Below are 21,216 nucleotides of genomic sequence, written 5' to 3'. Positions count from 1 at the left end.
CCGTCCCGAGCCGGGGACTTCGATCACCTCCCGGCCCGCGAGGCCTACCTCGCGAGCCTCCTCGACCGGCTGCCCGAGAACGCGGCCATGGACGCCAAGACCATCGCCAGGTTCCAGCCCTTGTACGGGCAACAGGCCGTCCGATCCGCGCTCAACGAGCTCAGCAGGGCCGGACCCCGCGTCGCGTGCGTCGTCGCGTCGAGCCCGCGCCAGGCTATACGGTCAGCGGCATGACCTTACGTCTTCGCATGCGACAAGCCCTCCCGGAAGCGATGCGCGCCCGCGACAAAGTCGCGGTGAGCGCCCTGCGCGCCACGCTCGCCGCGTTGGACAATGCCGAGGCGGTGCCGGTGGGCGAAGCCGAGCTCCGCGGCACAGCCCTTGAGGAGTCGCCGGTCGGCGTCGGCGTCGCGGAGGCACAGCGTCGTGAGCTGAGCGAGCGAGGCGTGGCGGACATCGTGCGGGCCGAGGCAACTGAGCGACTGGAGGCCGCGGACCAGTTGACGGCTCCTGCGCATGCCGACAGAGCCGCGCAGCTGAGAGCGGAGGCCGCTGTGCTGCTTCGGTTCCTCGAGGATCCGGGTGCCGGGTGAACCGCTGCGCCGCGTACCGGCTCGGGTGAGCCGGTACGCGGTCCGGTGCGTCAGCGAAGCGTGAACGTCGAAAGCCGAAGCCCCTTGCTCAGCACCAGGTACACGTCCGCACGGCCCCTCGCCCCGGTCAGCGCGGCCGTCACCGTGTCGTAGGTGTACGGGGACGAGGTTCCGTCGAAGCGCGCCGTGCCCACCAGCCTGCCCGTGGGCGAGCCCAGCCGGACCTCCAGGGTTCCGGCCGAGCCCGCCAGCCGCGCCGTGACCGTCGACGCGCCCGAACCCAGCCGCGTGTCCGCGAACTCCAGCCACGCCCCGTCCGCGGGAGCCGACACCGCCGTGCCGCTCGCCTTCGATTCGTCCACCAGGCTGATCGCGCTGTAGTCGTCGAAGTTCTCCGCCCGCGTCACCCCGGAGAGGTCCCGGGGCGGGATCGTCTCCCCGCGCACCTTCAGTGCCGCCCGCGCGCGGATGTCCGTCGACGACGCGCCGACCGTCACGTCGTACGTCCCCGTTTCCACGACCCACTTCGAGCGCGTGACGTCCCAGTGCGCCAGGTCCGAATCCCGCAGCTTCAGACGGACCGTCTTCGTCTCGCCCGGCTTCAGCGACACCCGTGCGTACGCCTTCAGCTGCTTCAGCGGCTGCTTGTCGCGGGAGTCCCGCTGGTGGACGTACAGCTGGACCACCTCGTCACCGGCCCGGCGGCCCGTGTTGGTGACCTTCACCTGGTAGCCGTCGGAGACCCGCTCCAGCCCGCCGTAGCGGAACGTCGTGTACGACAGCCCGTAGCCGAACGGGTAGAGCGGCTGCCCCTTGTAGTACAGGTACGTCCGGTTCGACTTGATGATGTCGTAGTCAAGGATCGAGGGGAGGTCGGACTCCGAGCGGTACCACGTCTGCGTCAGGCGGCCCGCCGGGTTGGCGTCGCCGTACAGCAGGTCGGCCAGCGCGTTGCCCGTCTCCTGGCCCGCGTGCGTCGTCCACAGCAGGGCCGGGACCTCCTTCTGCAGGGCGCCCAGCGTGGTGGGGTAGCTGTTCTCGACCACGACCACCGTCTTCGGGTTGGCCTTGCGGACCGCCCTGACCAGCGCCTCCTGTGACGGTGCCAGGCCCATGTCCATACGGTCGTGGGCCTCGCGCCCGTTGATCGACGGCATCGAGCCGACCACCACCACGGCCGTGTCCTTGCCCTTGACCGCGGCGACCGCGTCGTCGACGCCGCTGCGGACCACGTCCTTCGCGTAGTGCGCGGCCTTGTCCTCGGCCACCAGGCCGAGCGTGCCGTCGGCGTCCACGGGGCCCAGGTACACCGGGTTCGACCACCACGACTCGCCGGTCTCGTAGCCCGCGTACCGCAGCAGGTACGTCCCGTCGTCCTGCCGCTCCAGCTTGAACTGCTGCTGCACGTACCAGCCGTTCGGCTGAGTCTGGTCGTTGACGAAGTTCGACCAGTTGTAGCCGACGTACTTTCCGTTCGCGGCCGAGCGGAGGGTGACGACTCCCGCGCCCCAGTCGTACACGTCGAACTGCGCGCCGGCGCCGTTCTCGGTCGTCTCCTTCAGCGGCGCTCCCGCATCCCCCGTACCGGCGGTCACGTATGTGCCGGTCGCCGTGTCCTTCAGCGCGATCCGGTCCACGCCCTCGCTGCCCGCCACGGACGTGCCGAGCTTGGCCTCGATGCCGTCCTTCGGTGTCACCGCGTACGGCAGACTGCCCGAGTACCAGTCGGTGTAGAGGGTGTCGGCGAGCGGGCCGACCACTGCCGCGCTCCCCGACTTCCTCAGCGGCAGCGCGCCGTCGTTCTTCAGCAGCACCGCCGCCTCGGTCGCCGCCTTGCGCGCCAGCGCTCGGTGTGCCGGGCTGTCGATGACGGACGCGTCGATCGAGCCGTACATGCCGCCGCCCGGGTCGAACTCGCCGAGCCGGACCCGGATGCTCAGCACATGGCGTGCCGCGGTGTCGACGTCCGACTCCTTCAACAGGCCCGACGACAGCGCCGACTTGATCGCGGTCGTCGTCGGCCCTGAGTTCGTGTCGTTGTCGGTGAAGCTGTCGATGCCGGCCTTCAGCGCCGCCGCGTCCGCCTCGGTCTGGGTGCCGTAGTACTTCTGGCTGCCGACCAGGTTGCCGGGCGCGTAGGCGTCCGTGACGTTCAGCGGGTCCTGCGAGGTCCACGTGCGCACGGTGTCGTTCAGGGCCGGGTTCACCGTGTCGGGGCGGCCGTTGACGAGGTTGTACGAGGACATGACGCCCGTCGCCGCGTCCGCCTCGATCGCGGGCTTGAACGCCTGCTCGTCGTACTCCTTCAGTACGCGCGGGCGCAGTTCGGAGGACGTGGTGTCGCGGTGCTCCTCGTTGTTGTTGGCGAGGAAATGCTTGATCGTGGGTGCAGTCTTCAGGTGGTCCGGGTCGCCGCCCGTCAGGCCCGTGCCGTAGGCCGTGGAGATCGAGCCGGTGAGGTACGGGTCCTCGGAGTAGCCCTCCTCGTTGCGGCCCCAGCGCGGGTCCCGCAGCAGGTTGGCCACGGGCGCCCACAGGTTGAGGCCCCAGCCGGCCGGGCGCTGCTGCTGGAAGCCGCGCGCCTCGTCGCCGACCGCCGAGCCGACCTGGCGGATCAGCGAGGGGTCCCAGGTGGAGGCGAGCCCGATCGCCTGGGGGAAGACCGTGGTCTTCCCGAGCCAGGCCACGCCGTGGAGGGCCTCGGTGCCGGTGCGGAAGGACTGGATGCCGAGGCGGGGGATGGCGGGTTCGTACTGGTGGAGGAGGGAGACCTTCTCGTCGAGGGTCAGGCGGGAGAGGAGGTCGTCCACGCGCTTCTCGACGGGGAGGTTCGGGTTGCGGAAGGAGTGGGCGGGGTCGTCGGCCTGGGCGGGGACGGTGGCGCCGAGCCCCGCGATCAGGGCGAGCGCCACGGCCAGGGTCGTTCTGCGTCTTCCTCGCGTGCCTTTCATGCCACGGCTCCTTCGGTCAGGGCCTTGCAACGGGATGAATCCGGTCAATTTCGGGGCTGCGAGGCTTCGGGGCTTCGCGTCTTCGCGCCTTCCGGACTTCAGGACGTGGAGCGCGGTGCGGTGCTCGTGCGGAGCGTGAGGTGCGGGAGGAGCAGGGTGGCCTCCGGAACGGCCGACCCGCCCAGCTTCTTCATCAGCAGCTCCACCGCCCGCTCACCCACCTCGGCGGACGGGACGGCGACGGACGTGATGGGCACCCGGGCGCCGGCGGCCTGCTCCTCCGGGCAGATCGCGGTGACGGACAGATCGCCGGGTACGCGCAGGCCGAGCGACTCGAAGGCGTCGATCAGCGGCTCGAGCACCGCCTCGTTGTGCACGACCACCCCCGTCAGCGCGGGCTGTTCGCGCAGCAGCCGCTCGGCGACCCCGCGCGCGGCGGCCGGCGCGGCCTCGCAGGGCTGCACCGACGACACCAGCCGGTGCCGGTCGGCCGCCGCAGTGAACCCCTGTACCACCCGCTGTGCGAACCCGGTGCCCCGCACGTACACCTCCGGCGGCGACCCGACCAGGGCGACCACCCGGTGCCCGAGCCCCGCCAGGTGCTCCACGCACAGTTCGCCCGCCGCCATGAAGTCGAGGTCGATGCAGGTCAGCCCCTGCGCGGAGGCAGGGAAGCCGATCAGCACGGACGGCCGGTCCAGGGCCCGCAGCAGTGGCAGCCGCGGATCGTGCAACTGGACGTCCATCACGATCAGCGCGTCCACCAGCGCGGTGTCCGCCACGCGCCGCAGCCCCTCCTCGCCCTCCTCCTGGGTGAGCAGCAGCACGTCGTGGTCGTGCCGGCGCGCGGCCGTCACCACCGACACCGCGAACTGCATCACCACCGGGACGTTGATCCCGGAGCGCAGCGGCATCACCAGCGCCAGTACGTTGGACCGGCTGCTGGCCAGCGCGCGGGCGCCGGCGTGCGGGCGGTAGCCCAGCTCGCGGATGGCCTCCTCGATGCGCAGCCGGGTCTCCTCGGAGATGGGGCGCTTGCCGCTGAGGGCGTAGGAGACGGTGCTGGGGGAGACCCCCGCGTGCCGGGCCACGTCCGTGATCTTCACCATGTCAGTCCAGCTCCTGTGGGGGGAGGAACCATCACTCCGACTCCAGCTCCAGCGAGAGGAACCCGGTGCCCGCCGCCGCACGGGCGGTCCGCTCCCCGCTCGCCAGGGCCCAGGGCGCCCGGGGATCACTGCAGGAGGCGCGCAGCGTCTTCCCCTCCCGGACGACGGTGAAGGTCACGTCCCCGACCGGCACCGTCACCTGCGCGCCCTGCTCCAGCCCGAACGCGCGCAGGGTGACCCCGTCGGCGTACGGATAGTCGGGGCGGTCGTCCACCGCGCCGACCGGGATCACCGCACCCGGCCTGACGAGCAGCGGAACGCTGGAGAACCCGTGCCGCTCCCGCACCCAGCGCGGTCCGGTCACCGTCCGCCCGGTCAGGTAGTCGGTCCACGTGCCCTCGGGCACGTAGTAGGAGACATCCCCCTCGTCGTTGAAGACCGGCGCGACCAGCAGGTCCGGGCCGAGCATGTACTGCCGCTCCAGGTGCGCGCAGCCGGGGTCGTCCGGGAACTCCAGCACCATCGCCCGCATCATCGGCACGCCCTCGGTCTGAGCGGTGCGCGCGGCCTCGTACAGATACGGCATCAGGCGCAGCTTGAGCCGGGTGAAGTGCCGCAGCACGTCCACGGACTCCTCGTCGAACAGCCACGGCACCCGGTAGGAGGAACTGCCGTGCAGCCGGCTGTGCGAGGACAGCAGCCCGAAGGCCAGCCACCGCTTGAACAGCGCCGGGGTCGGCGTGCCCTCGAAGCCGCCGATGTCATGGCTCCAGAACCCGAAGCCCGACAGACCGAGGCTGAGCCCGCCGCGCAGCGACTCGGCCATCGACTCGTACGTGGCCTCGCAGTCGCCGCCCCAGTGCACGGGGAACTTCTGGCTGCCCGCGGTCGCCGAGCGGGCGAAGACCACGGCCTCCTGTTCACCGCGGTGCTTGCGCAACACCTCGAAGACGGTGCGGTTGTACAGGTATGCGTAGTAGTTGTGCATCCGCTCCGGGTCCGAGCCGTCCGCATAGGCCACGTCGACCGGGATGCGCTCCCCGAAGTCGGTCTTGAAGCAGTCGACGCCCTGGGCGAGCAGCGCCTCCAGCTTGGCGGCGTACCAGTCACGGGCGTCCGGGCTGGTGAAGTCGACCAGGGCCATGCCCGGCTGCCACAGGTCCCACTGCCACACGCTGCCGTCCGGCTTCTTCAGCAGATGGCCCAGGGCCTTGCCCTCGGCGAACAGCGGCGAGCGCTGCGCGATGTAGGGATTGATCCACACGCACACCCGCAGCCCGCGCTCCTTCAGGCGGGACAGCATGCCCTCCGGGTCGGGGAAGACCCGCGGGTCCCACTGGAAGTCGCACCAGTTGAACTCGCGCATCCAGAAGCAGTCGAAGTGGAAGACCGAAAGCGGCAGTTCACGTTGCTTCATGCCGTCGATGAAGGAGGTGACGGTGGCCTCGTCGTAGGAGGTGGTGAAGGAGGTCGACAGCCACAGGCCGAACGACCAGGCCGGCGGCAGGGCCGGGCGGCCGGTGAGGGCGGTGTACTTGCGCAGGACGTCCTTCGGGGTGGGCCCGTAGATGACGTAGTACGTCAACTGCTGGCTCTCCACGCTGAACTGGACCCGCGACACCGCCTCCGAGCCGACCTCGAAGGACACCTTGCCCGGGTGGTCGACGAACACGCCGTAGCCCGCGTCGGTCAGGAAGAACGGGACGTTCTTGTAGGCCTGTTCGGTGGCCGTGCCGCCGTCCGCGTTCCAGATGTCGACGACCTGGCCGTTCTTCACCAGCGGCCCGAAGCGTTCACCGAGGCCGTAGACCGACGTGCCGACCCCGAGGCTCAGCTGTTCGCGCAGGTAGTGGGCGCCGGAGGCGTCGCGCATGATGCCCATGTTCTTGGGGCCGCTGGTGGTGAGGGTGCGGCCGTGGGCGAGGAAGTCGACGTGCCAGGGGCCGGTGCGGGCGACGCGTACGGACAGGGCGCCCGCGGTGAGGGTGGCGGTCTCCTCGTCGTACTCGGCGTGCGGAGTGCTGTGTTTCTCTGGGGGACATCCCCCAGACCCCCGGACGTCGTCCCGCTGGATCTCGAACCTCGGCCCTCGGGGCTGCTCACCCTCGAAGTGCGTGAAGGTCAGGCCGATGACGTCCGGCATCGGCGCGTGCGCGCTGATCGTCACGACCGGTCCCTTCAGCAGGTCGCCGCGGTGGCGGATGGGCTGGGTCGGCGCATGGATCTCCAGGGCCCCCTCAGGCGTGGTCACGTCCAGGACCTGCACCGGGTGGGCCGCGGTGACGCCTTCGCGCAGCAGCCAGTAGCCGTCGGTGAACTTCAAGCGTGCCCCCTACTTGACGGCACCCACGGCGATGCCGCGGGTGAGAGTCCGCTGGAAGACGAGGAAGAAGACGATGGCGGGCAGCACGCCCAGCAGAGCGGCGGCATTCGTCATCGTGGCGTCCATGAGACGCTGACCCTGCAGGACGCCGAGCGCCACCGACACCGTCTGGTTGTCGTTGGAGATCAGCATGACCAGGGGCAGCAGGAACTCGTTCCACGTCCAGATGAAGAAGAAGACGAGCAGCACCCCGATCGTGGGCCGGCTGACCGGGACCACGATCCGCCACAGCACCTGCCACTTGTTCGCCCCGTCGATCCGGGCGGCCTCGATGATCTCGCGCGGGAACTGCCCGAGGACCGAGGAGAGCAGATAGGTGCCGAAGGCGGCCTGGATCACCGTGAAGACGATGATCACGCTCAGCCGGGTGTCGTAGAGGCCGGCCTGCTTGCTGAGGTAGTAGAGCGGGTAGACCAGCGCCTCCTGCGGCAGCACGTTGGCGAGCACGAAGAAGGCCAGCACCCAGGTGCGCCCCTTGATGCGGCCGATGCCGATCGCGTACGCGTTCAGCACGGACAGCACCGCCGCAAGGACGGCCACCGAGCCGCTGATGAGGACGGAGTTGAGGAGCTTGTGGCCGTAGTCGACGCGCTGCCAGAAGTCCTTCAGACCGTCCAGGTACAGGCCCTTCGGCAGGCTCAGCGGCCCGTGCTGGGAGTACTCGGCGGGGGACTTCACGGCGTTGGCGGCGACGATCAGGAACGGCAGCACCATGAACAGGGCCGCGATGCACAGGGCGACGAGAACGGGGTAGCGGCCGAGGGCCGTGCGGGGCCGCGTGCGGATCTCGGTGCGTACGGCGGTCATGCGCGGGCCCCTTCCTCGGCGTCCTCGGCGCGGGTCTGGAGCTTCAGGCCCACCATCGCGAGGAGCAGGATGATCACGGTGAGGACGGTGGAGATCGCGGCGCCGTACCCGGCCTGGGTCTTCTCGAAGAAGGTGGTGAAGGAGAAGTAGGACGGGACGTCGGTCGCCCCGCCGGGGCCGCCCTTCGTCAGCACGTACACCGCCCCGAACACCTTCAGCGCCGCGACCGTGCACCAGGTCAGCACCACATAGATCTCCGGTCTGATCTGCGGCAGCGTGATGTGCCAGAAGCGGCGCCACCAACCGGCGCCGTCCAGTTCGGCCGCCTCGTACAACTGCGGGTCGACGCGCTGGAGCCCGGCCATGAAGACGACCAGCGGGAAGCCCAGCTGCACCCACACCATCACCCCCATGACGCTGTAGAGGGCGATGTCCGGGTCGCCGAGCCAGTCCTGCTGCCAGGAGCCGAGACCCACCGCCTTCAGCAGCGCGTTCAGGGAGCCGTTGTCCGGGGCGAGGACCCAGCTCCAGACGATGCCCGCCACCGCGACAGGCAGGACCTGCGGCAGGTAGAAGCAGGCGCGCAGCACGGCGGCCAGCTTGCTGCCGAAGTGCTTGCCGATGTAGTCGAACAGCGCGGCCGCGAGGACGAGTCCGATCATCGTCGGCACGACCGCCATGGCGACGACCATGAACAGACTGTGCCGGAACGACGCCCAGAACTCGCTGTCGTCCAGCAGTTGGCGATAGTTGTCGAGACCGGTCCACTTCGGTGAGCCGATGCCGCTCCACTCGGTGAAGCTGACGCCCGTGTTCATCAGGAACGGGACGATGATCACGGCGAGGAACGAGAGCACGCCGGGCAGCAGGAAGAGCGCGTACGAGGTCTGGGAGCGGGGGCGACGCGGGCCGGTGTGCGGGCGCTTGCCGACGGCCCGCGCCCCCCGTTCGACGGTGATCGTCATTGCTTCGGCGCGCCCTGGTCGTACGCCTTCTGCAACGCGCTGAGATAGGCGTCCGGCTGCTCGCTGCCCGTGATCAGCTTCTGCGTCTCGGAGACGAGGGTGTCGTAGAAGCCGGGGACGGGCCAGTCGGGGTAGAAGGCGAGGCCGTCGCGCTGGGAGAGCGTGTTGAAGTCGGCGATGAGGGCCTTGGACTGCGGGTCGGTGATGGCGTTCGGGTCGGCCGCGACCGGGACGCCGCCCTTGTTGCCCAGCAGGTTCTGGATCTTCGCCGACATGGTGATGTCGATGAAGTCGTAGGCGAGGTCCTTGTTCTCGGCGCCCTTGGGCACGACCCAGAGGTTGCCGCCGGACCCGAGGGTGAGGGCGGAGCCCGGCCAGAGCATGGTGCCCCAGTCGAACTTGTTCTCCGTCTTGAAGCGCCCGTACCACCAGCTTCCGCTGAACAGGATCGGGTTCTTGCCCTGGATGAAGGCGACGCCCGCGTCCTCGGCCTTGGTGCCGCTGGACGTCTTGCTGATGTAGCCCTTCTTCACCCAGTCGGCGAAGGTGGTCGCGCCATACGTCCAGGCCGCGTCGTGGAAGTCGGTCTTGCCCTTGTACAGCTCGTAACTGTCGACCCAGGAGCGGTCGGCCTTCGACAGCGCCAGCTGGTACAGGTACTGCTGGGCCATGTACTCGGCGCCAGCGTCGGCGAGCGGGGTGATGCCCTTGGCGACGAACTTGTCCATCGCGGCGGTCAGGTCGTCGAACGTCTTCGGCTCGGCGATCCCGTACTTCTTGAACAGGTCCTTGTTGTAGAAGACCATGGTGTATTCGGCGTAATTGGGCACCCCGTACCACTTGCCGGAGCCCATGACGCCGCCCGCGTCGTACTGGCTCGTGGTCTTCACGCCCGCGCTGAGCTTCTTGTCCCAGCCGCGCTTGGTGACCTCGGCGGTCAGATCGGTCAGAAGTCCCTGCCTGGACAGCAGGCCCGCCGTCGCGTTGCCCTTGTTGTACTCCATGATGTCGGGCGCGTCGGAGGAGTTGAGCACCATGGGCGCGGTCTTCTGGATCTGTTCGAAGCCCTTCTCCTCGAACTTCACCTTCACGCCCGGGTGCTTGGCCTCGAACTCCTTGATGGCCTCGTTCCAGGCGGCGCCCATCGCGCTGTCCGGGCCCTCGTAGTGCCACAGCTTCAGCGTCTTGCCGTCGGAAGAGCCGCTGTCCGAGCCGCCGCAGGAGGCCAGGAGCAGGGATCCGGACAGGACCACCGCAGCCGTCGCCACCACACGTCGTCGTGCTGTCAACATCCAGTGCCTCCGCGGGAGTCGGACGGGTATCGGAGCGATCACGCAGGGTTCGTCGAATCGTTTCGATGCGCGACGTCGAAGCGCTTCGACGGGGGAAGGTATGTGGGCGTTCCGATCGCGTCAATGGGGGGCGCACGAATCGGTGCGGATTCCTTCGACCGCCCTGTGCCCGAGAGCGATTGCCAGGGCGAGGCCCGCGGCGGTCGTGGGGAGGGCGAAACCGGCGGTCGGGGACAGGTGCTCCACCGCCCAGCCGCCGATGGCGGAACCGCAGGCCACGCCCCCGAGCAGAGCCGTCACGGCGAGGGTCATGCCCTCGTTCGAACGGCCCTCGGGAGTGCGCCGCTGGACCAGCACCATCGCCGTGACCATCGTCGGGGCGGTGGCCATGCCCGCGAGCAGCAGGGCGGGCGCGAGGGCGAGGAGGGAACCGGTGGTGCGCGCCGCGAGCAGGGGCAGGGCCATGAGGGCCGTCATCGCCGCGAGGCACCACACATAGCGGCGCTCGGCCGGACCGGCGGGCCGCAGCGCGCCGTAGAGCAGTCCGGCGGCGCACGAACCGGCGGCCTGCAGGGCGAGGACCGGGCCGGCAGCCGCCTTGTGCCCCTGTGTGTCCGCGAACGCCACGGTGACGACCTCCATGGCTCCGAACACCGCGCCGGTGGCCAGCAGGCCGAGCAGGAGCGGGGGCATACCGGGGGCGCGCAGCGGGGGCCGGGTGCCCGGGCGGCGGCGCGGCGGCGGTTCCGTGGCGCGCCGGCTGGTGAAGATCAGCATGCCGGTGAGCAGCAGGAAGGCGCCGGCCAGAGTGCCGGCCTCCGGGAAGAGCCGGGTGCAGAGGAAGGCGGCGAGCACCGGGCCGAGCAGGTAGCACAGTTCGTCGGCGGCCTGCTCGAAGGAGTTCGCCGTGTGCAGGGCGTCCGGGGCGTCCCGGAACAGGTGGGCCCAGCGGGCGCGGGACAGGCCGCCGACGTTGGGGGTGGTGGCGGTGGCCGCGTGCGCGGCGAACAGGGTCCAGGCGGGGGCGTCGTAGTGCACGCACAGGACCAGTGCGAGGCTCCCGAGCAGCGCGAACAGCGTTGCGGGCAGGACGATCCGGGCCTGGCCGCGACGGTCGACGAGCCGCGCCACCCAGGGGCCGACGGCGGCCGTGGCCACGAGGCCGGTGGCGGTGACCGCTCCGGCGAGTGCGTACGAGCCCCGCGAACCGGCGATCATGATGACCGAGCTGACGCTGAACATGCCGATGGGGAGCCGGGCGATGAGGTTCCCGATCGTGAAGGCGCGGGTGCCGGGGTGGGCGAAGAGCCGGCGGTAGGGGTTGCGCGGGTCGGGCGCCCTGCCGGCGGTGCGCGGGGTGAAGTCGACGGCGACGAGGGTGTCCTGCGTGACGGTGAGCAGGGGTGGTCTGCGAGAGGAAGGCTGCGGCATGCAGGAAGCGTCGCCCGGCCCGTGACCTGGGGTCCAACACTTACTCCGTGGCGATTGACGCACCTGCGTTGTAAGTTCGCCGGATGCCCGCCGCCGTCGACCCCCGCCTGCTCCGCGCCTTCCTCGCCGTCGCGGAGGAACTGCACTTCACCCGCGCCGCGACCCGCCTCTACGTCGCCCAGCAGGCGTTGAGCCGGGACATCCGCAGGCTGGAGCGGGAGTTGGGCACCGAGCTGTTCGTCCGTACGACACGGCAGGTCACGCTGACCCCCGAGGGCGAGCGCCTGCTGCCGTACGCGCGCCGGGTGCTGGACGCGCAGGAGGAACTCCTCGCCGCCTTCGGGCAGGCACGGCCGCTCCTGGTGGACCTGAACTCCCCGGGGCTGGTCACCGGACGACGGGTACTGCACAGGGCTCGTGCGCTGGTCCCCGATCTGGAGTTGATGGCCCGCTACGAAAGCGGTCTCACGTATGCCGCGGCCGAAGTGCTCGCGGGCCGGCTGGACGCGTCGTTCGGCCGGTTCGCGGGTCTTCCGCCGGCGCTGCGGACCGGGCTCGACCAGCAGCCCGTGCGGTACGAGCCGATGGCGGTCGTCCTGCCCGAGGACCACCGTCTGGCGGCGCTGCAGGCGGTGCCGCTGGCCGCCCTTGCCGGGGAGACGGTGTACGCGGGCGCCGGGAACCCGCGCACGCCGGAGTGGACCGACCTCGCGCACCGACTGTTCGACGGGCGGGACATCCAGGTTGCGCCACCGGCCCCGCTGGCCGTCGGGGACGAGGAGTTCCAGCGGATCATGGCGAGGACGGGCCATCCGATTCTTGCCGTGGTGGACTTCCCCGCGCTGCCCGGGACGGTGCGGCGTCCGCTCGTCGATCCCGTACCGCTTTCGCCTGTCTCGCTGGTGTGGCGACAAGGGCTGACGCATCCGGGACTCGATGCGCTTCGACGGGCCTCGGCCGAGGTCGCCGCGGCGGAGGGGTGGTTGCGGCGGCCCGTGGATGGATGGATTCCGGCCAATGACGAGGCAGCCATGAGTACCCGGAACTAGCGCATCGGAACCACACATCCCCCACATGCGCTACATTCATGGCCCGGGCAAGGACTTGGTAAGAGGGGGGCGCTCGGGCCAGGTGGGGGCCTGGTCCGGTCGACGGGTGCTCGGGGTCGTAGGCGCACCCGGAACTGTCCCGTGGGGGGATGTGCGCGCGTGGAAAAGTGGCGGGAAGACGCCCAACCGGAATGGCCCGATGCCGCATCGGCGACCCGAGAAGTCCCAGTCGGCGGGCATGACATCCGTTCCTTGGCGGAGTTCGGCGGAACGGAGACGCTGCGCGCGGGTGCGGGTCAGACGGGCATGGACGCGACCGAGGTCCTGCCGCGAGCCGGTGCGGGCGCGGGCGTCGGCCTGCCGGACCTCACCGAGACGGAGCTCCTTCCCAGGGCCGTGCGGCGCGCGGGCCTGCCGGAGGCCGCCCGGACCGAGGTCCTTCGCAGGGCCGACCGTCGCGCGGGACGCCCGGGCGTCACCGAAGCCGAGGCCGTTCTCAAGGCCGGTGCCGGTGCGCGTCCTCCGGAGGTCACCGAGATCGAGCTTCCTCCCGGGCTCGCCGGTCACGCGGGCCTGCCGGAGCCGGCCGGGGCCCCGGGCATCCCCGCGCAGCGCGGCGGCGCCGCTCGCCGGGACGCCTGGCACGGCTCGGCCGACATCGAGCACGCCCACGACCCGCACGAGGTGACCGTCCAGCTCGACAGCACGGGTTGGCGGCTCGGGGCGGGACCCGGACAGGCCGAGCGTGGGGAGCCCGGCGGCCGGGACGGCTCCGAGGGCCCCGTCTTCGTGGACGAGTCCGGGCGGCGCGGGCGCCGGCTGCGCCGTATCGGCATCGCCGTCGGTGTCGCCTGCGCCGCCTACGCCGCCGTCATCGTCGCCACCCTGCTGTCGGGCAACTCCGCCGCGCCCTGGCTGCCGGTGCCCAGGGAGCAGGAGGACGTGCCGGCGAGCAAGGTCGACAGTTCGCCGCTGCCCTCCCAGTCCGCGCAGCCGTCCGTGTCGGGCAGCCCCGCCCCGGGCGTGACCGCGTCGGCGAGCGACGCCACGACACCGTCGCCGGGCCTCGGCGCCCACACCGCCGGCGCCTCCGCGAGCCCGGGACGGCCGGGCACCTCCGCCGATCCCGGGCCGTCCGCCACGAGCACCACCAGGAACCCGGGGTCCGGCGTGACCCAGCCGAGTCTGCGCCCGTCGGTGCCCGTCTCCATCCCGCCCGCCGTGAGCCCCTCGGCGGGCGGCAACCCCTCGCCCGACCCGTCGCCGAGCCCGGACGGCGGCAGCACGGGCCCGGGCATGGGCAGCGTCGCCGACGGCCCGAGCAGGCCGACGCCGGTGGCCGAGGGCCCGCGCACGAACACCCCCGTCGCCGAAGACGCCGCCGGGTCCTCCTCCTCGCTCTCCCGTCCCCCGGAGTACGTCCTCTGATGGCATCCCGCACCCGCCGTCCCGGCGCCGCGACCGGCGCCCGCGACGGCGCCCGGCGCCGCCGCGTGCCCATGCGCCTGCTGCTGCCCACGCTCCTCCTCGTCACCCTCGTGACGATGCTGATGCTGCGCGGCTTCGTGCACAGCGAGATCCTCGCCGACCACCGCATCCGGCCCGAGGCGGCCACCGGCCACGTCCCGGAGAAGATCCTGGACGGCGGTCCGGTCATCGACACCCGCAGCGGCCGCACCAGCACCATTCGTGTGCCGGACCACCGCCTGGTCCTCACCTTCGACGACGGCCCCGACCCCACGTGGACGCCCAAGGTCCTCGACGTGCTGAAGAAACACCACGCGCACGCGGTCTTCTTCGTCACCGGCACCATGGCCTCGCGCTACCCCGACCTCGTCGCCCGCATGGTGGCGGAGGGCCACGAGGTCGGCCTGCACACCTTCAACCACCCCGACCTGTCCTACCAGTCGAAGCGCCGCATCGACTGGGAGCTGTCCACGAACCAGCTCGCGATCAGCGGGGCGGCCGGCGTGCGCACCTCCCTCTTCCGGCCGCCGTACTCCTCCTTCGCCGACGCCATGGACGACAAGTCCTGGCCCGTGACCGAGTACATCGGCAGCCGCGGCTACATCACCGTCGTCAACGACACCGACAGCGAGGACTGGCAGAAGCCCGGTGTCGGCGAGATCATCCGCCGTGCCACGCCGCACGGCGGCAAGGGCGCGATCGTCCTGATGCACGACTCCGGCGGCGACCGCCACCAGACGGTGCAGGCACTGGACCGGTTCCTGCCGGGACTCCAGGCCGAGGGCTACCGGTTCCAGAACCTCACCGAGGCGCTCGGCGCGCCCAGCGCCCTCACCCCGGTCACCGGCCTCGACGCGTGGAAGGGCAAGGCGTGGATCTTCCTGGTCCAGGCCTCCGAGAAGGTCACCGACGTCATGGTGGTCTGCCTCGCGGTGGTCGGCAGCCTCGTCATCGGCCGCTTCGTGCTGATGCTGCTGCTCTCCGGCGTCCACGCGCGCCGGGTGCGCCGCCGCGGCTTCCGCTGGGGGGCGCCGGTCACCGAACCGGTGTCGGTGCTGGTGCCCGCGTACAACGAGGCCAAGTGCATCGAGAACACCGTCCGCTCCCTGATGGCGAGCGAGCACCCCATCGAGGTGGTCGTCGTCGACGACGGCTCGACCGACGGCACGGCCCGGATCGTCGAGGCGATGGGCCTGCCCAACGTGCGTGTCGTACGGCAGCTCAACGCGGGCAAGCCGACCGCCCTCAACCGCGGTGTGGCGAACGCCCGTTACGACCTGGTGGTGATGATGGACGGCGACACGGTTTTCGAGCCGGCCACCGTCCGGGAACTGGTCCAGCCCTTCGCCGACCCGCGCGTCGGTGCGGTGGCGGGCAACGCGAAGGTGGGCAACCGGAACTCCCTCATCGGCGCGTGGCAGCACATCGAGTACGTGATGGGCTTCAACCTCGACCGCCGCATGTACGACATCCTGCGCTGCATGCCGACGATCCCCGGCGCGGTCGGGGCGTTCCGCAGGTCCGCGCTGGAACGGGTGGGCGGCATGAGCGACGACACGCTCGCCGAGGACACCGACATCACCATGGCGCTGCACCGCGACGGCTGGCGGGTGGTGTACGCCGAGAACGCCCGTGCCTGGACGGAGGCCCCGGAGACGGTCCAGCAGCTGTGGTCCCAGCGCTACCGCTGGTCGTACGGCACCATGCAGGCGATCTGGAAGCACCGGGGTGCGCTGCTGGAGCGCGGTCCGTCCGGACGCTTCGGCCGGGTGGGCCTTCCCCTGGTCTCCCTGTTCATGGTGGTGGCCCCGCTGCTGGCCCCGCTCATCGACGTCTTCCTGCTCTACGGAGTGGTGTTCGGCCCGACGCAGAAGACGGTCGTGGCGTGGCTGGGCGTCCTGGCGATCCAGGCCGCCTGCGCGGCGTACGCCTTCCGCCTCGACCGCGAACGCATGACCCACCTGCTCTCGCTGCCCCTGCAGCAGATCCTCTACCGCCAGCTGATGTACGTCGTGCTGCTCCAGTCCTGGATCACGGCGCTCACCGGCGGCCGGCTGCGCTGGCAGAAGCTGCGGCGCACCGGTGTCGTGGAGGCGCCGGGCGGCCCCGTGCCGCAGCCGCGGCCGCACAGTGATCGGAGGCCCGTGGCATGACCCACGGCTACACCACGGGAACGGGCACGGGCCCGGAGCCGACGTCGGCGTACGGGATCCCGCGGCAGCAGGAGGCGGAGAAGAAGAGCCCCGAAGCCCGCACACCGGGCCGCGACCGCTACCTGGACCTCCTGCGCTCCCTGGCCCTGGTCCGGGTCGTGGTCTACCACCTCTTCGGCTGGGCCTGGCTGACCGTGCTCTTCCCGTCGATGGGCGTGATGTTCGCCCTGGCGGGCTCCCTGATGGCCCGTTCCCTGAGCCGCCCGGCGCTGAGCGTGGTCAGGAGCCGGGTGCGCAGGTTGCTGCCGCCCCTGTGGGCGTTCAGCGCGGTGGTCCTGACGCTGATGTTCGCGGGCGGCTGGAACCCGCTGAAGGACCGGGACCACGGCGGCACCTGGGGCCTGCTCGGCCTGGTCGACTATGTGCTCCCGGTCGGCGCCCCGCCCTTCCCCTGGCACCTGGGCGCCAAGTCGGGTTTGCTGGAGGACACCTGGGCGGTGCAGGCGGTGGGGCCGCTGTGGTACCTGCGGGCGTACCTGTGGTTCGTGGTGGCCTCGCCGCTGCTCCTGTGGGCGTTCAGGCGGGCTCCGTGGCCGACGCTGCTGGCGCCGCTGGGCCTGACGGCGGTCGTCGGCACGGGCCTGGTCTCGATCCCCGGCGAGACGGGCAACGCGGTGACGGACTTCGCGGTATACGGCGGCTGCTGGGTCCTCGGCTTCGCCCACCACGAGGGCCTTCTGGCCCGGATCCCCCGCTATGTCGCCGTCTCCTGCTCGGCCCAGCTGATGGCGTTCGGCCTGTGGTGGGCGTCGGGCCACCAGGGCCCCGACGGATGGGACCTGAACGACATCCCGCTGGCCCAGGCGACCTGGTCCTTCGGGTTCGTCGTCATCCTCCTGCAGTACTCCCCGTCCTGGCAGGAGCTCCCGGGCCGGCTGCGCCGCTGGGACAAGCTGGTGACCCTGTCCAACAACCGCGCGGTCACGATCTACCTGTGGCACAACATGCTGATCATGGCCACGGTCCCGATCCTGGACCAGCTCTACAAGCTCCCCTTCCTGCAGGCCGACAGCGCGGTGGCGGCGCTGGACGCGACGTACACGCTGTGGATGTTCGTCCTGATCTGGCCGCTGATCGGCCTGGCGATCGTAGCGTTCGGCTGGATCGAGGACAGGGCGGCCAAGCGGAGCCCGAGGCTGTGGCCGAACGGGGCGGGTCGGAACGGGCCGGGTCGGAACGGGCCAGGTCGGAAGGGGTCGGGGCGGAACGGGCCGGGGCGGAACCGGTCGGCGGGACGCAGGCGGGCCGGGTCCGTGTGAGAGCCGGGCAGAACCAGGGCCGTCCGGTGAGCGGGGACGCACCGGACGGCCCTGGTGTCCCATGGACGGCTACACCGCCAGCCAGGCCGCCTGGTCCGGTGCCAGCACGCCGTCCTCGACGGGACCGCTCGCCAGCAGGACCGAGGTGTGGTCGGGCAGCCGGTACGCCTCGGACGAGAGGTTGACCACGCAGACGAAGCCGGGTTCGCGGCGGAGGGCGAGGACTCCGGCGGGAGCGTCCAGCCAGACCAGAGTTCCGTCGCCGAGCGCCGGATGCTCGCGGCGCACGCGCAGGGCGCGACGGTAGAGCTCCAGCATCGACGTCTCGTCACCGGTCTGCGCCTCCACGCTGCGCTCGCCCCAGTCGGCGGGCTGTGGCAGCCAGGGCGCGGCCGAGGCACCCTCGGGGCTGAAGCCGAACGGCGGGGTGTGCCCGGACCAGGGGATCGGCACCCGGCAGCCGTCACGGCCGCGGTCCGTGTGCCCGGAGCGCTCCCAGATCGGGTCCTGCAGGACGGACTCGGGCAGGTCCTCGACCTCCGGCAGGCCGAGTTCCTCGCCCTGGTAGATGTAGGCGCCGCCGGGCAGGGCGAGCATCAGCAGGGCCGCCGCACGGGCGCGCCGGATGCCCAGCTCGAGGTCCAGGGGGCCTTCGGGCTCGTAGCGTTCGTTGGCCAGCCACCGCTTGACGGTCCTGCGGCCGTAGCGGCTGACGTGGCGCATGACGTCGTGGTTGGACAGCACCCAGGTGGCCGGTGCGCCCACCGCGCCGAGCATGGCGAGCGAGTCGTCGATGACCGCGCGCAGGTCCTTCGCGTCCCAGCTCGCCATCAGGAAGTCGAAGTTGAACGCGGTGTGCAGGCCGTCCCGGCGGACGTAGGCGGCGAGCCGCTCCGGGGTGTCCGCCCAGGCCTCGGCCACGAACGACCGGTCGCCGGGGAACTCGTCGGCCACCTTGCGCCACGCGCGGTAGATGTCGTGGACCTCGTCGCGGTCCCAGTGCGGGTGGTCGACGTGCTGCCGGATCCGCTCCTCCGTGTCCTCGCGGCGGGAGAGCGGTCCGAGCACCCCCGCCGGCTCGGGGCGGGGCGGCAGGTCGGGCAGTTCGGGGTGCTTGACGAGTCCGTGCGCCACATCGATACGGAAACCGTCCACGCCCCGGCTGAACCAGAACCGCAGGATCGACTCGAACTCGGCCCTCACCTCAGGGTGTTCCCAGTTGAGGTCGGGCTGCTCGGGGGCGAACAGGTGCAGGTACCACTCCCCGTCGGGCAGCCGTGTCCAGGCGGGGCCGCCGAAGCAGGAGACCCAGTCGTTGGGCGGCTCCGCGCCGCCCGGCCCACGGCCGGACCGGAAGACGTAACGCTCCCGCTCGGGGCTGCCCGGCCCCGCCGCCAGCGCCGCCTGGAACCAGGCGTGCTGGTCGGAGGTGTGGTTGGGCACGATGTCGGGGATGACGCGGATCCCGTGCCGGTGCGCCTCCTCGATGAGCTTCTCCGCCTCGGCCACCGTGCCGAACAGCGGGTCGATCTCACGGAAGTCCGCCACGTCGTAACCGTGGTCCGCCATCGGCGACTTGTACCACGGGTTGATCCAGATGGCGTCGACCCCGAGCGACTTCAGATACGGCAGACGGGAGCGGATGCCGGCGATGTCGCCGACGCCGTCACCGTTCCCGTCGGCGAAGCTGCGGATGTAGATCTGGTAGATGACGGCGCTGCGCCACCACGGTGCGGTACCGGACATACGAGTGCGTTACTCCTTGGACGTCGGGAAGGGGCGGCGCGGCGCCGGTGCCTACTTGGCCGCGCCTGCGGTGAGTCCGGCGACGATACGGCGCTGGAAGAGCAGCACCATGATCACCAGCGGGATCGTGACGATGACGCCTGCAGCCATCTGGCTGCCGAACGGCGTCTGGTACGTCGTGGCTCCGGAGAACTTCGAGATGGCGACCGTCGCGGTCTGCATGGCGGGCTTGTTGGTCATCGACAGGGCGATGAGGAACTCGTTCCAGGCGGCGATGAAGGTGATGATCGCGGTGGTGAAGATGCCGGGCGCGGCGAGCGGAATGATGATCCTGCGGAACGCCTGGCCGCGGGTGCAGCCGTCGACCATCGCGGCGTGCTCCAGCTCGTCCGGCATCTGGCGGAAGAACGTGGTCAGGTTCCACACCGCCAGCGGCAGCGCGAAGGACATGCTCGGCACGATCATGGCCTGGTAGGTGTTGATCCAGCCGATGTCCGTGAACAGCTTCAGCAGCGGAACCACGATCGACACCACCGGGAACATCGAGGTGGCGATGATCAGCGTGAGGACCAGCCGCTTGAACCGGAAGTCCAGCCGGGCCATCGCGTACGCGGTGAACGTGGCCAGCAGCAGCGCCAGTGCCGTGGTGATGCCGGCGACGATCAGGCTGTTGAGCAGCGCGCGCGAGAACCCCTGGGAGGGGTTGAACACCGCCCGGTAGTTCGCGAACGACAGGCGCGTGGGAAACAGCGAGGTGCTGAAGATGTCGTCGTCGCGCCGCAGGCTGGAGACCACCATCCAGTAGAACGGGGCCAGGCAGTAGGCGACCACCACGGCGACACCCACGTAGGGCAGCCGCTGACGCCAGGTGGCTGTGAGGGTCATGCCGTCACCTCCGCACGGCGCAGCGCCACGGCGCCCCGGCGCCCGGTCCGGCGCTCGCGCCTGCCGTGGACGCCGCCGTCGCCGACGAGGTCGGCGCCCAGCAGCCGGACGAAGGCGAGCGCGATGAGGAAGACATAGAGGAAGAGGAGCACCGCGTAGGCGGAGGCCGGTCCGAAGCGGACGTTGGACGCCTCGTTCTGCGCGAGCATCGACAGGGTTTCCACCGAGTTCTTCTGTGCGCCGATGAGGATGTAGGGCAGGTCGAACATCCGCAGCGCGTCCAGGCACCGGAACAGCACCGCGACCAGCAGCGCGGGCTTCACCAGAGGCAGGGTGATGTGCCAGAACCGGCCCCAGGCGGCAGCCCCGTCGATCCGGGCCGCCTCGTAGACCTCCTTCGGGATCACCTGCAGGCCGGCCAGGACCAGCAGCCCGATGAAGGGGGCGGTCTTCCACACGTCGGCGATGATGACCGCGATCTTGGCCGAGAAGCCGTCGGCGGTCCACAGGACGTGGTGCCCGACGAGGACGTTGGCGATTCCGTCGGCGTTGAAGATCCACCGCCACAGCAGGCCGGAGATGGCCGTGGGAATCGCCCAGGGCACGAGGATGCTCGCCCGCACCACGGCCCGGCCCCGGAACGCCTTGTGCATGATCAGTGCCATGGCCACACCGATCACCGTCTCCAGCAGCACCGTGACGACGGTGAACAGGGTGGTGTTCCAGAAGGCGTTCCAGAACCGGTCTCCGGCCTGGGTGAAGATGTCGGTGTAGTTCTTCAGGCCCACGAACGGCTCGGTGTTGTTGATGAAGCCGGTCTTGGGGTCCAGTCCCTTCGGCCCGTACAGCGACTCGTTGAGCGCCATGAGCGTCGGATAGATCACGACGATCGTCAGCACCAGGAGCGTGGGGGAGACCAGCAGCGCCGCCAGCCGGCCCGTGCCCGTGGTCGCGCGGGCGGGTGTGCGCCGGAGGTTCGGCAGCGCGGAGGGCCGCCCGGGGCGGTCGACCGCCCCGGGCTCCCGCCCGGCCGTTCCGGACGGGATCTTGATGTCGGACATGACCC

Annotated in this window: 15 protein-coding genes; 5 read left to right on the top strand and 10 right to left on the bottom strand. The window is 70.7% G+C overall.

Translation table 11 applies throughout. The features are described from left to right. Positions 1-272: 272 nt before the first annotated feature. Complete coding sequence (locus tag ACZ7L1_RS10310) at positions 273-593, top strand: GatB/YqeY domain-containing protein (RefSeq protein ID WP_471435921.1); 321 nt, start codon at positions 273-275, stop codon at positions 591-593. A gap of 50 nt (positions 594-643) precedes the next feature. Here ACZ7L1_RS10310 and ACZ7L1_RS10305 read toward each other — a convergent pair whose 3' ends face one another. The 7 genes from ACZ7L1_RS10305 to ACZ7L1_RS10275 all read right to left on the bottom strand — a co-directional run bounded on the left by ACZ7L1_RS10305 (position 644) and on the right by ACZ7L1_RS10275 (position 11,531). Continuing rightward, on the bottom strand, positions 644-3,544 hold the full coding sequence (locus ACZ7L1_RS10305) for a glycoside hydrolase family 3 protein (protein ID WP_471435859.1): 2,901 nt from the start codon (positions 3,542-3,544) through the stop codon (positions 644-646). 98 nt (positions 3,545-3,642) lie between these two features. After that, the gene (locus ACZ7L1_RS10300; RefSeq protein ID WP_471435858.1) at positions 3,643-4,653 is read right to left on the bottom strand and encodes a LacI family DNA-binding transcriptional regulator; all 1,011 of its coding nucleotides are present in this window, start codon (positions 4,651-4,653) and stop codon (positions 3,643-3,645) included. A gap of 31 nt (positions 4,654-4,684) precedes the next feature. Next, positions 4,685-6,976: an alpha-xylosidase gene (yicI, locus tag ACZ7L1_RS10295; RefSeq protein ID WP_471435856.1), complete on the bottom strand. Its 2,292-nt coding sequence runs from the start codon at positions 6,974-6,976 to the stop codon at positions 4,685-4,687. A 9-nt stretch (positions 6,977-6,985) separates the two neighbouring features. Next, on the bottom strand, positions 6,986-7,843 hold the full coding sequence (locus tag ACZ7L1_RS10290) for a carbohydrate ABC transporter permease (protein WP_471435855.1): 858 nt from the start codon (positions 7,841-7,843) through the stop codon (positions 6,986-6,988). Further along, positions 7,840-8,808: a carbohydrate ABC transporter permease gene (locus ACZ7L1_RS10285; RefSeq protein ID WP_471435853.1), complete on the bottom strand. Its 969-nt coding sequence runs from the start codon at positions 8,806-8,808 to the stop codon at positions 7,840-7,842. The genes ACZ7L1_RS10290 and ACZ7L1_RS10285 overlap by 4 nt, the downstream gene beginning before the upstream one ends. After that, on the bottom strand, positions 8,805-10,100 hold the full coding sequence (locus tag ACZ7L1_RS10280; protein ID WP_471435851.1) for an ABC transporter substrate-binding protein: 1,296 nt from the start codon (positions 10,098-10,100) through the stop codon (positions 8,805-8,807). The genes ACZ7L1_RS10285 and ACZ7L1_RS10280 overlap by 4 nt, the downstream gene beginning before the upstream one ends. 120 nt (positions 10,101-10,220) lie before the next feature. Next, positions 10,221-11,531 (bottom strand): MFS transporter, encoded by a 1,311-nt coding sequence (locus ACZ7L1_RS10275; RefSeq protein ID WP_471435849.1) that lies wholly within the window; start codon positions 11,529-11,531, stop codon positions 10,221-10,223. An 83-nt stretch (positions 11,532-11,614) separates the two neighbouring features. Between ACZ7L1_RS10275 and ACZ7L1_RS10270 the strand changes: the two genes are divergently transcribed. From ACZ7L1_RS10270 to ACZ7L1_RS10255, 4 genes are all read left to right on the top strand, one after another. After that, positions 11,615-12,580, top strand: coding sequence for a LysR family transcriptional regulator (locus ACZ7L1_RS10270; protein ID WP_471435847.1), 966 nt, complete (start codon positions 11,615-11,617; stop codon positions 12,578-12,580). 252 nt (positions 12,581-12,832) lie between these two features. Continuing rightward, on the top strand, positions 12,833-14,008 hold the full coding sequence (locus tag ACZ7L1_RS10265) for a hypothetical protein (protein WP_471435846.1): 1,176 nt from the start codon (positions 12,833-12,835) through the stop codon (positions 14,006-14,008). Then, positions 14,008-16,200 (top strand): glycosyltransferase, encoded by a 2,193-nt coding sequence (locus ACZ7L1_RS10260; RefSeq protein WP_471435844.1) that lies wholly within the window; start codon positions 14,008-14,010, stop codon positions 16,198-16,200. Before ACZ7L1_RS10265 ends, ACZ7L1_RS10260 begins: the two co-directional genes overlap by 1 nt. Continuing rightward, positions 16,197-17,519 (top strand): acyltransferase family protein, encoded by a 1,323-nt coding sequence (locus ACZ7L1_RS10255; RefSeq protein ID WP_471435843.1) that lies wholly within the window; start codon positions 16,197-16,199, stop codon positions 17,517-17,519. The genes ACZ7L1_RS10260 and ACZ7L1_RS10255 overlap by 4 nt, the downstream gene beginning before the upstream one ends. A 69-nt stretch (positions 17,520-17,588) precedes the next feature. Here ACZ7L1_RS10255 and ACZ7L1_RS10250 read toward each other — a convergent pair whose 3' ends face one another. Genes ACZ7L1_RS10250 through ACZ7L1_RS10240 form a run of 3 tightly spaced genes read right to left on the bottom strand, consistent with a single transcriptional unit; the run spans position 17,589 to position 21,211 of the window. Continuing rightward, positions 17,589-19,265 (bottom strand): glycoside hydrolase family 13 protein, encoded by a 1,677-nt coding sequence (locus ACZ7L1_RS10250; RefSeq protein ID WP_471435841.1) that lies wholly within the window; start codon positions 19,263-19,265, stop codon positions 17,589-17,591. A 51-nt stretch (positions 19,266-19,316) separates the two neighbouring features. Continuing rightward, positions 19,317-20,150, bottom strand: coding sequence for a carbohydrate ABC transporter permease (locus ACZ7L1_RS10245; RefSeq protein WP_471435839.1), 834 nt, complete (start codon positions 20,148-20,150; stop codon positions 19,317-19,319). After that, positions 20,147-21,211 carry a carbohydrate ABC transporter permease gene (locus ACZ7L1_RS10240; RefSeq protein WP_471435837.1) on the bottom strand — a complete coding sequence of 355 codons (1,065 nt, stop codon included), beginning with the start codon at positions 21,209-21,211 and terminating at the stop codon, positions 20,147-20,149. The genes ACZ7L1_RS10245 and ACZ7L1_RS10240 overlap by 4 nt, the downstream gene beginning before the upstream one ends. Positions 21,212-21,216: the final 5 nt, after the last annotated feature.

Source organism: Streptomyces sp. NPDC107546 (genome assembly GCF_055639175.1).
The sequence above is the reverse complement of the archived record's forward strand: the minus strand, read 5'-3'. Positions and strand labels throughout refer to the sequence as shown.

What these genes read in the sequence shown, in the direction of transcription:
- ACZ7L1_RS10310 (WP_471435921.1), top strand. Translation starts at nt 273, where the DNA reads ATGCGCGCCCGCGACAAAGTCGCGGTGAGCGCCCTGCGCGCCACGCTC.
- ACZ7L1_RS10305 (WP_471435859.1), bottom strand. Translation starts at nt 3,544, where the DNA reads ATGAAAGGCACGCGAGGAAGACGCAGAACGACCCTGGCCGTGGCGCTC.
- ACZ7L1_RS10300 (WP_471435858.1), bottom strand. Translation starts at nt 4,653, where the DNA reads ATGGTGAAGATCACGGACGTGGCCCGGCACGCGGGGGTCTCCCCCAGC.
- ACZ7L1_RS10290 (WP_471435855.1), bottom strand. Translation starts at nt 7,843, where the DNA reads ATGACCGCCGTACGCACCGAGATCCGCACGCGGCCCCGCACGGCCCTC.
- ACZ7L1_RS10285 (WP_471435853.1), bottom strand. Translation starts at nt 8,808, where the DNA reads ATGACGATCACCGTCGAACGGGGGGCGCGGGCCGTCGGCAAGCGCCCG.
- ACZ7L1_RS10280 (WP_471435851.1), bottom strand. Translation starts at nt 10,100, where the DNA reads ATGTTGACAGCACGACGACGTGTGGTGGCGACGGCTGCGGTGGTCCTG.
- ACZ7L1_RS10275 (WP_471435849.1), bottom strand. Translation starts at nt 11,531, where the DNA reads ATGCCGCAGCCTTCCTCTCGCAGACCACCCCTGCTCACCGTCACGCAG.
- ACZ7L1_RS10270 (WP_471435847.1), top strand. Translation starts at nt 11,615, where the DNA reads ATGCCCGCCGCCGTCGACCCCCGCCTGCTCCGCGCCTTCCTCGCCGTC.
- ACZ7L1_RS10260 (WP_471435844.1), top strand. Translation starts at nt 14,008, where the DNA reads ATGGCATCCCGCACCCGCCGTCCCGGCGCCGCGACCGGCGCCCGCGAC.
- ACZ7L1_RS10255 (WP_471435843.1), top strand. Translation starts at nt 16,197, where the DNA reads ATGACCCACGGCTACACCACGGGAACGGGCACGGGCCCGGAGCCGACG.
- ACZ7L1_RS10250 (WP_471435841.1), bottom strand. Translation starts at nt 19,265, where the DNA reads ATGTCCGGTACCGCACCGTGGTGGCGCAGCGCCGTCATCTACCAGATC.
- ACZ7L1_RS10245 (WP_471435839.1), bottom strand. Translation starts at nt 20,150, where the DNA reads ATGACCCTCACAGCCACCTGGCGTCAGCGGCTGCCCTACGTGGGTGTC.
- ACZ7L1_RS10240 (WP_471435837.1), bottom strand. Translation starts at nt 21,211, where the DNA reads ATGTCCGACATCAAGATCCCGTCCGGAACGGCCGGGCGGGAGCCCGGG.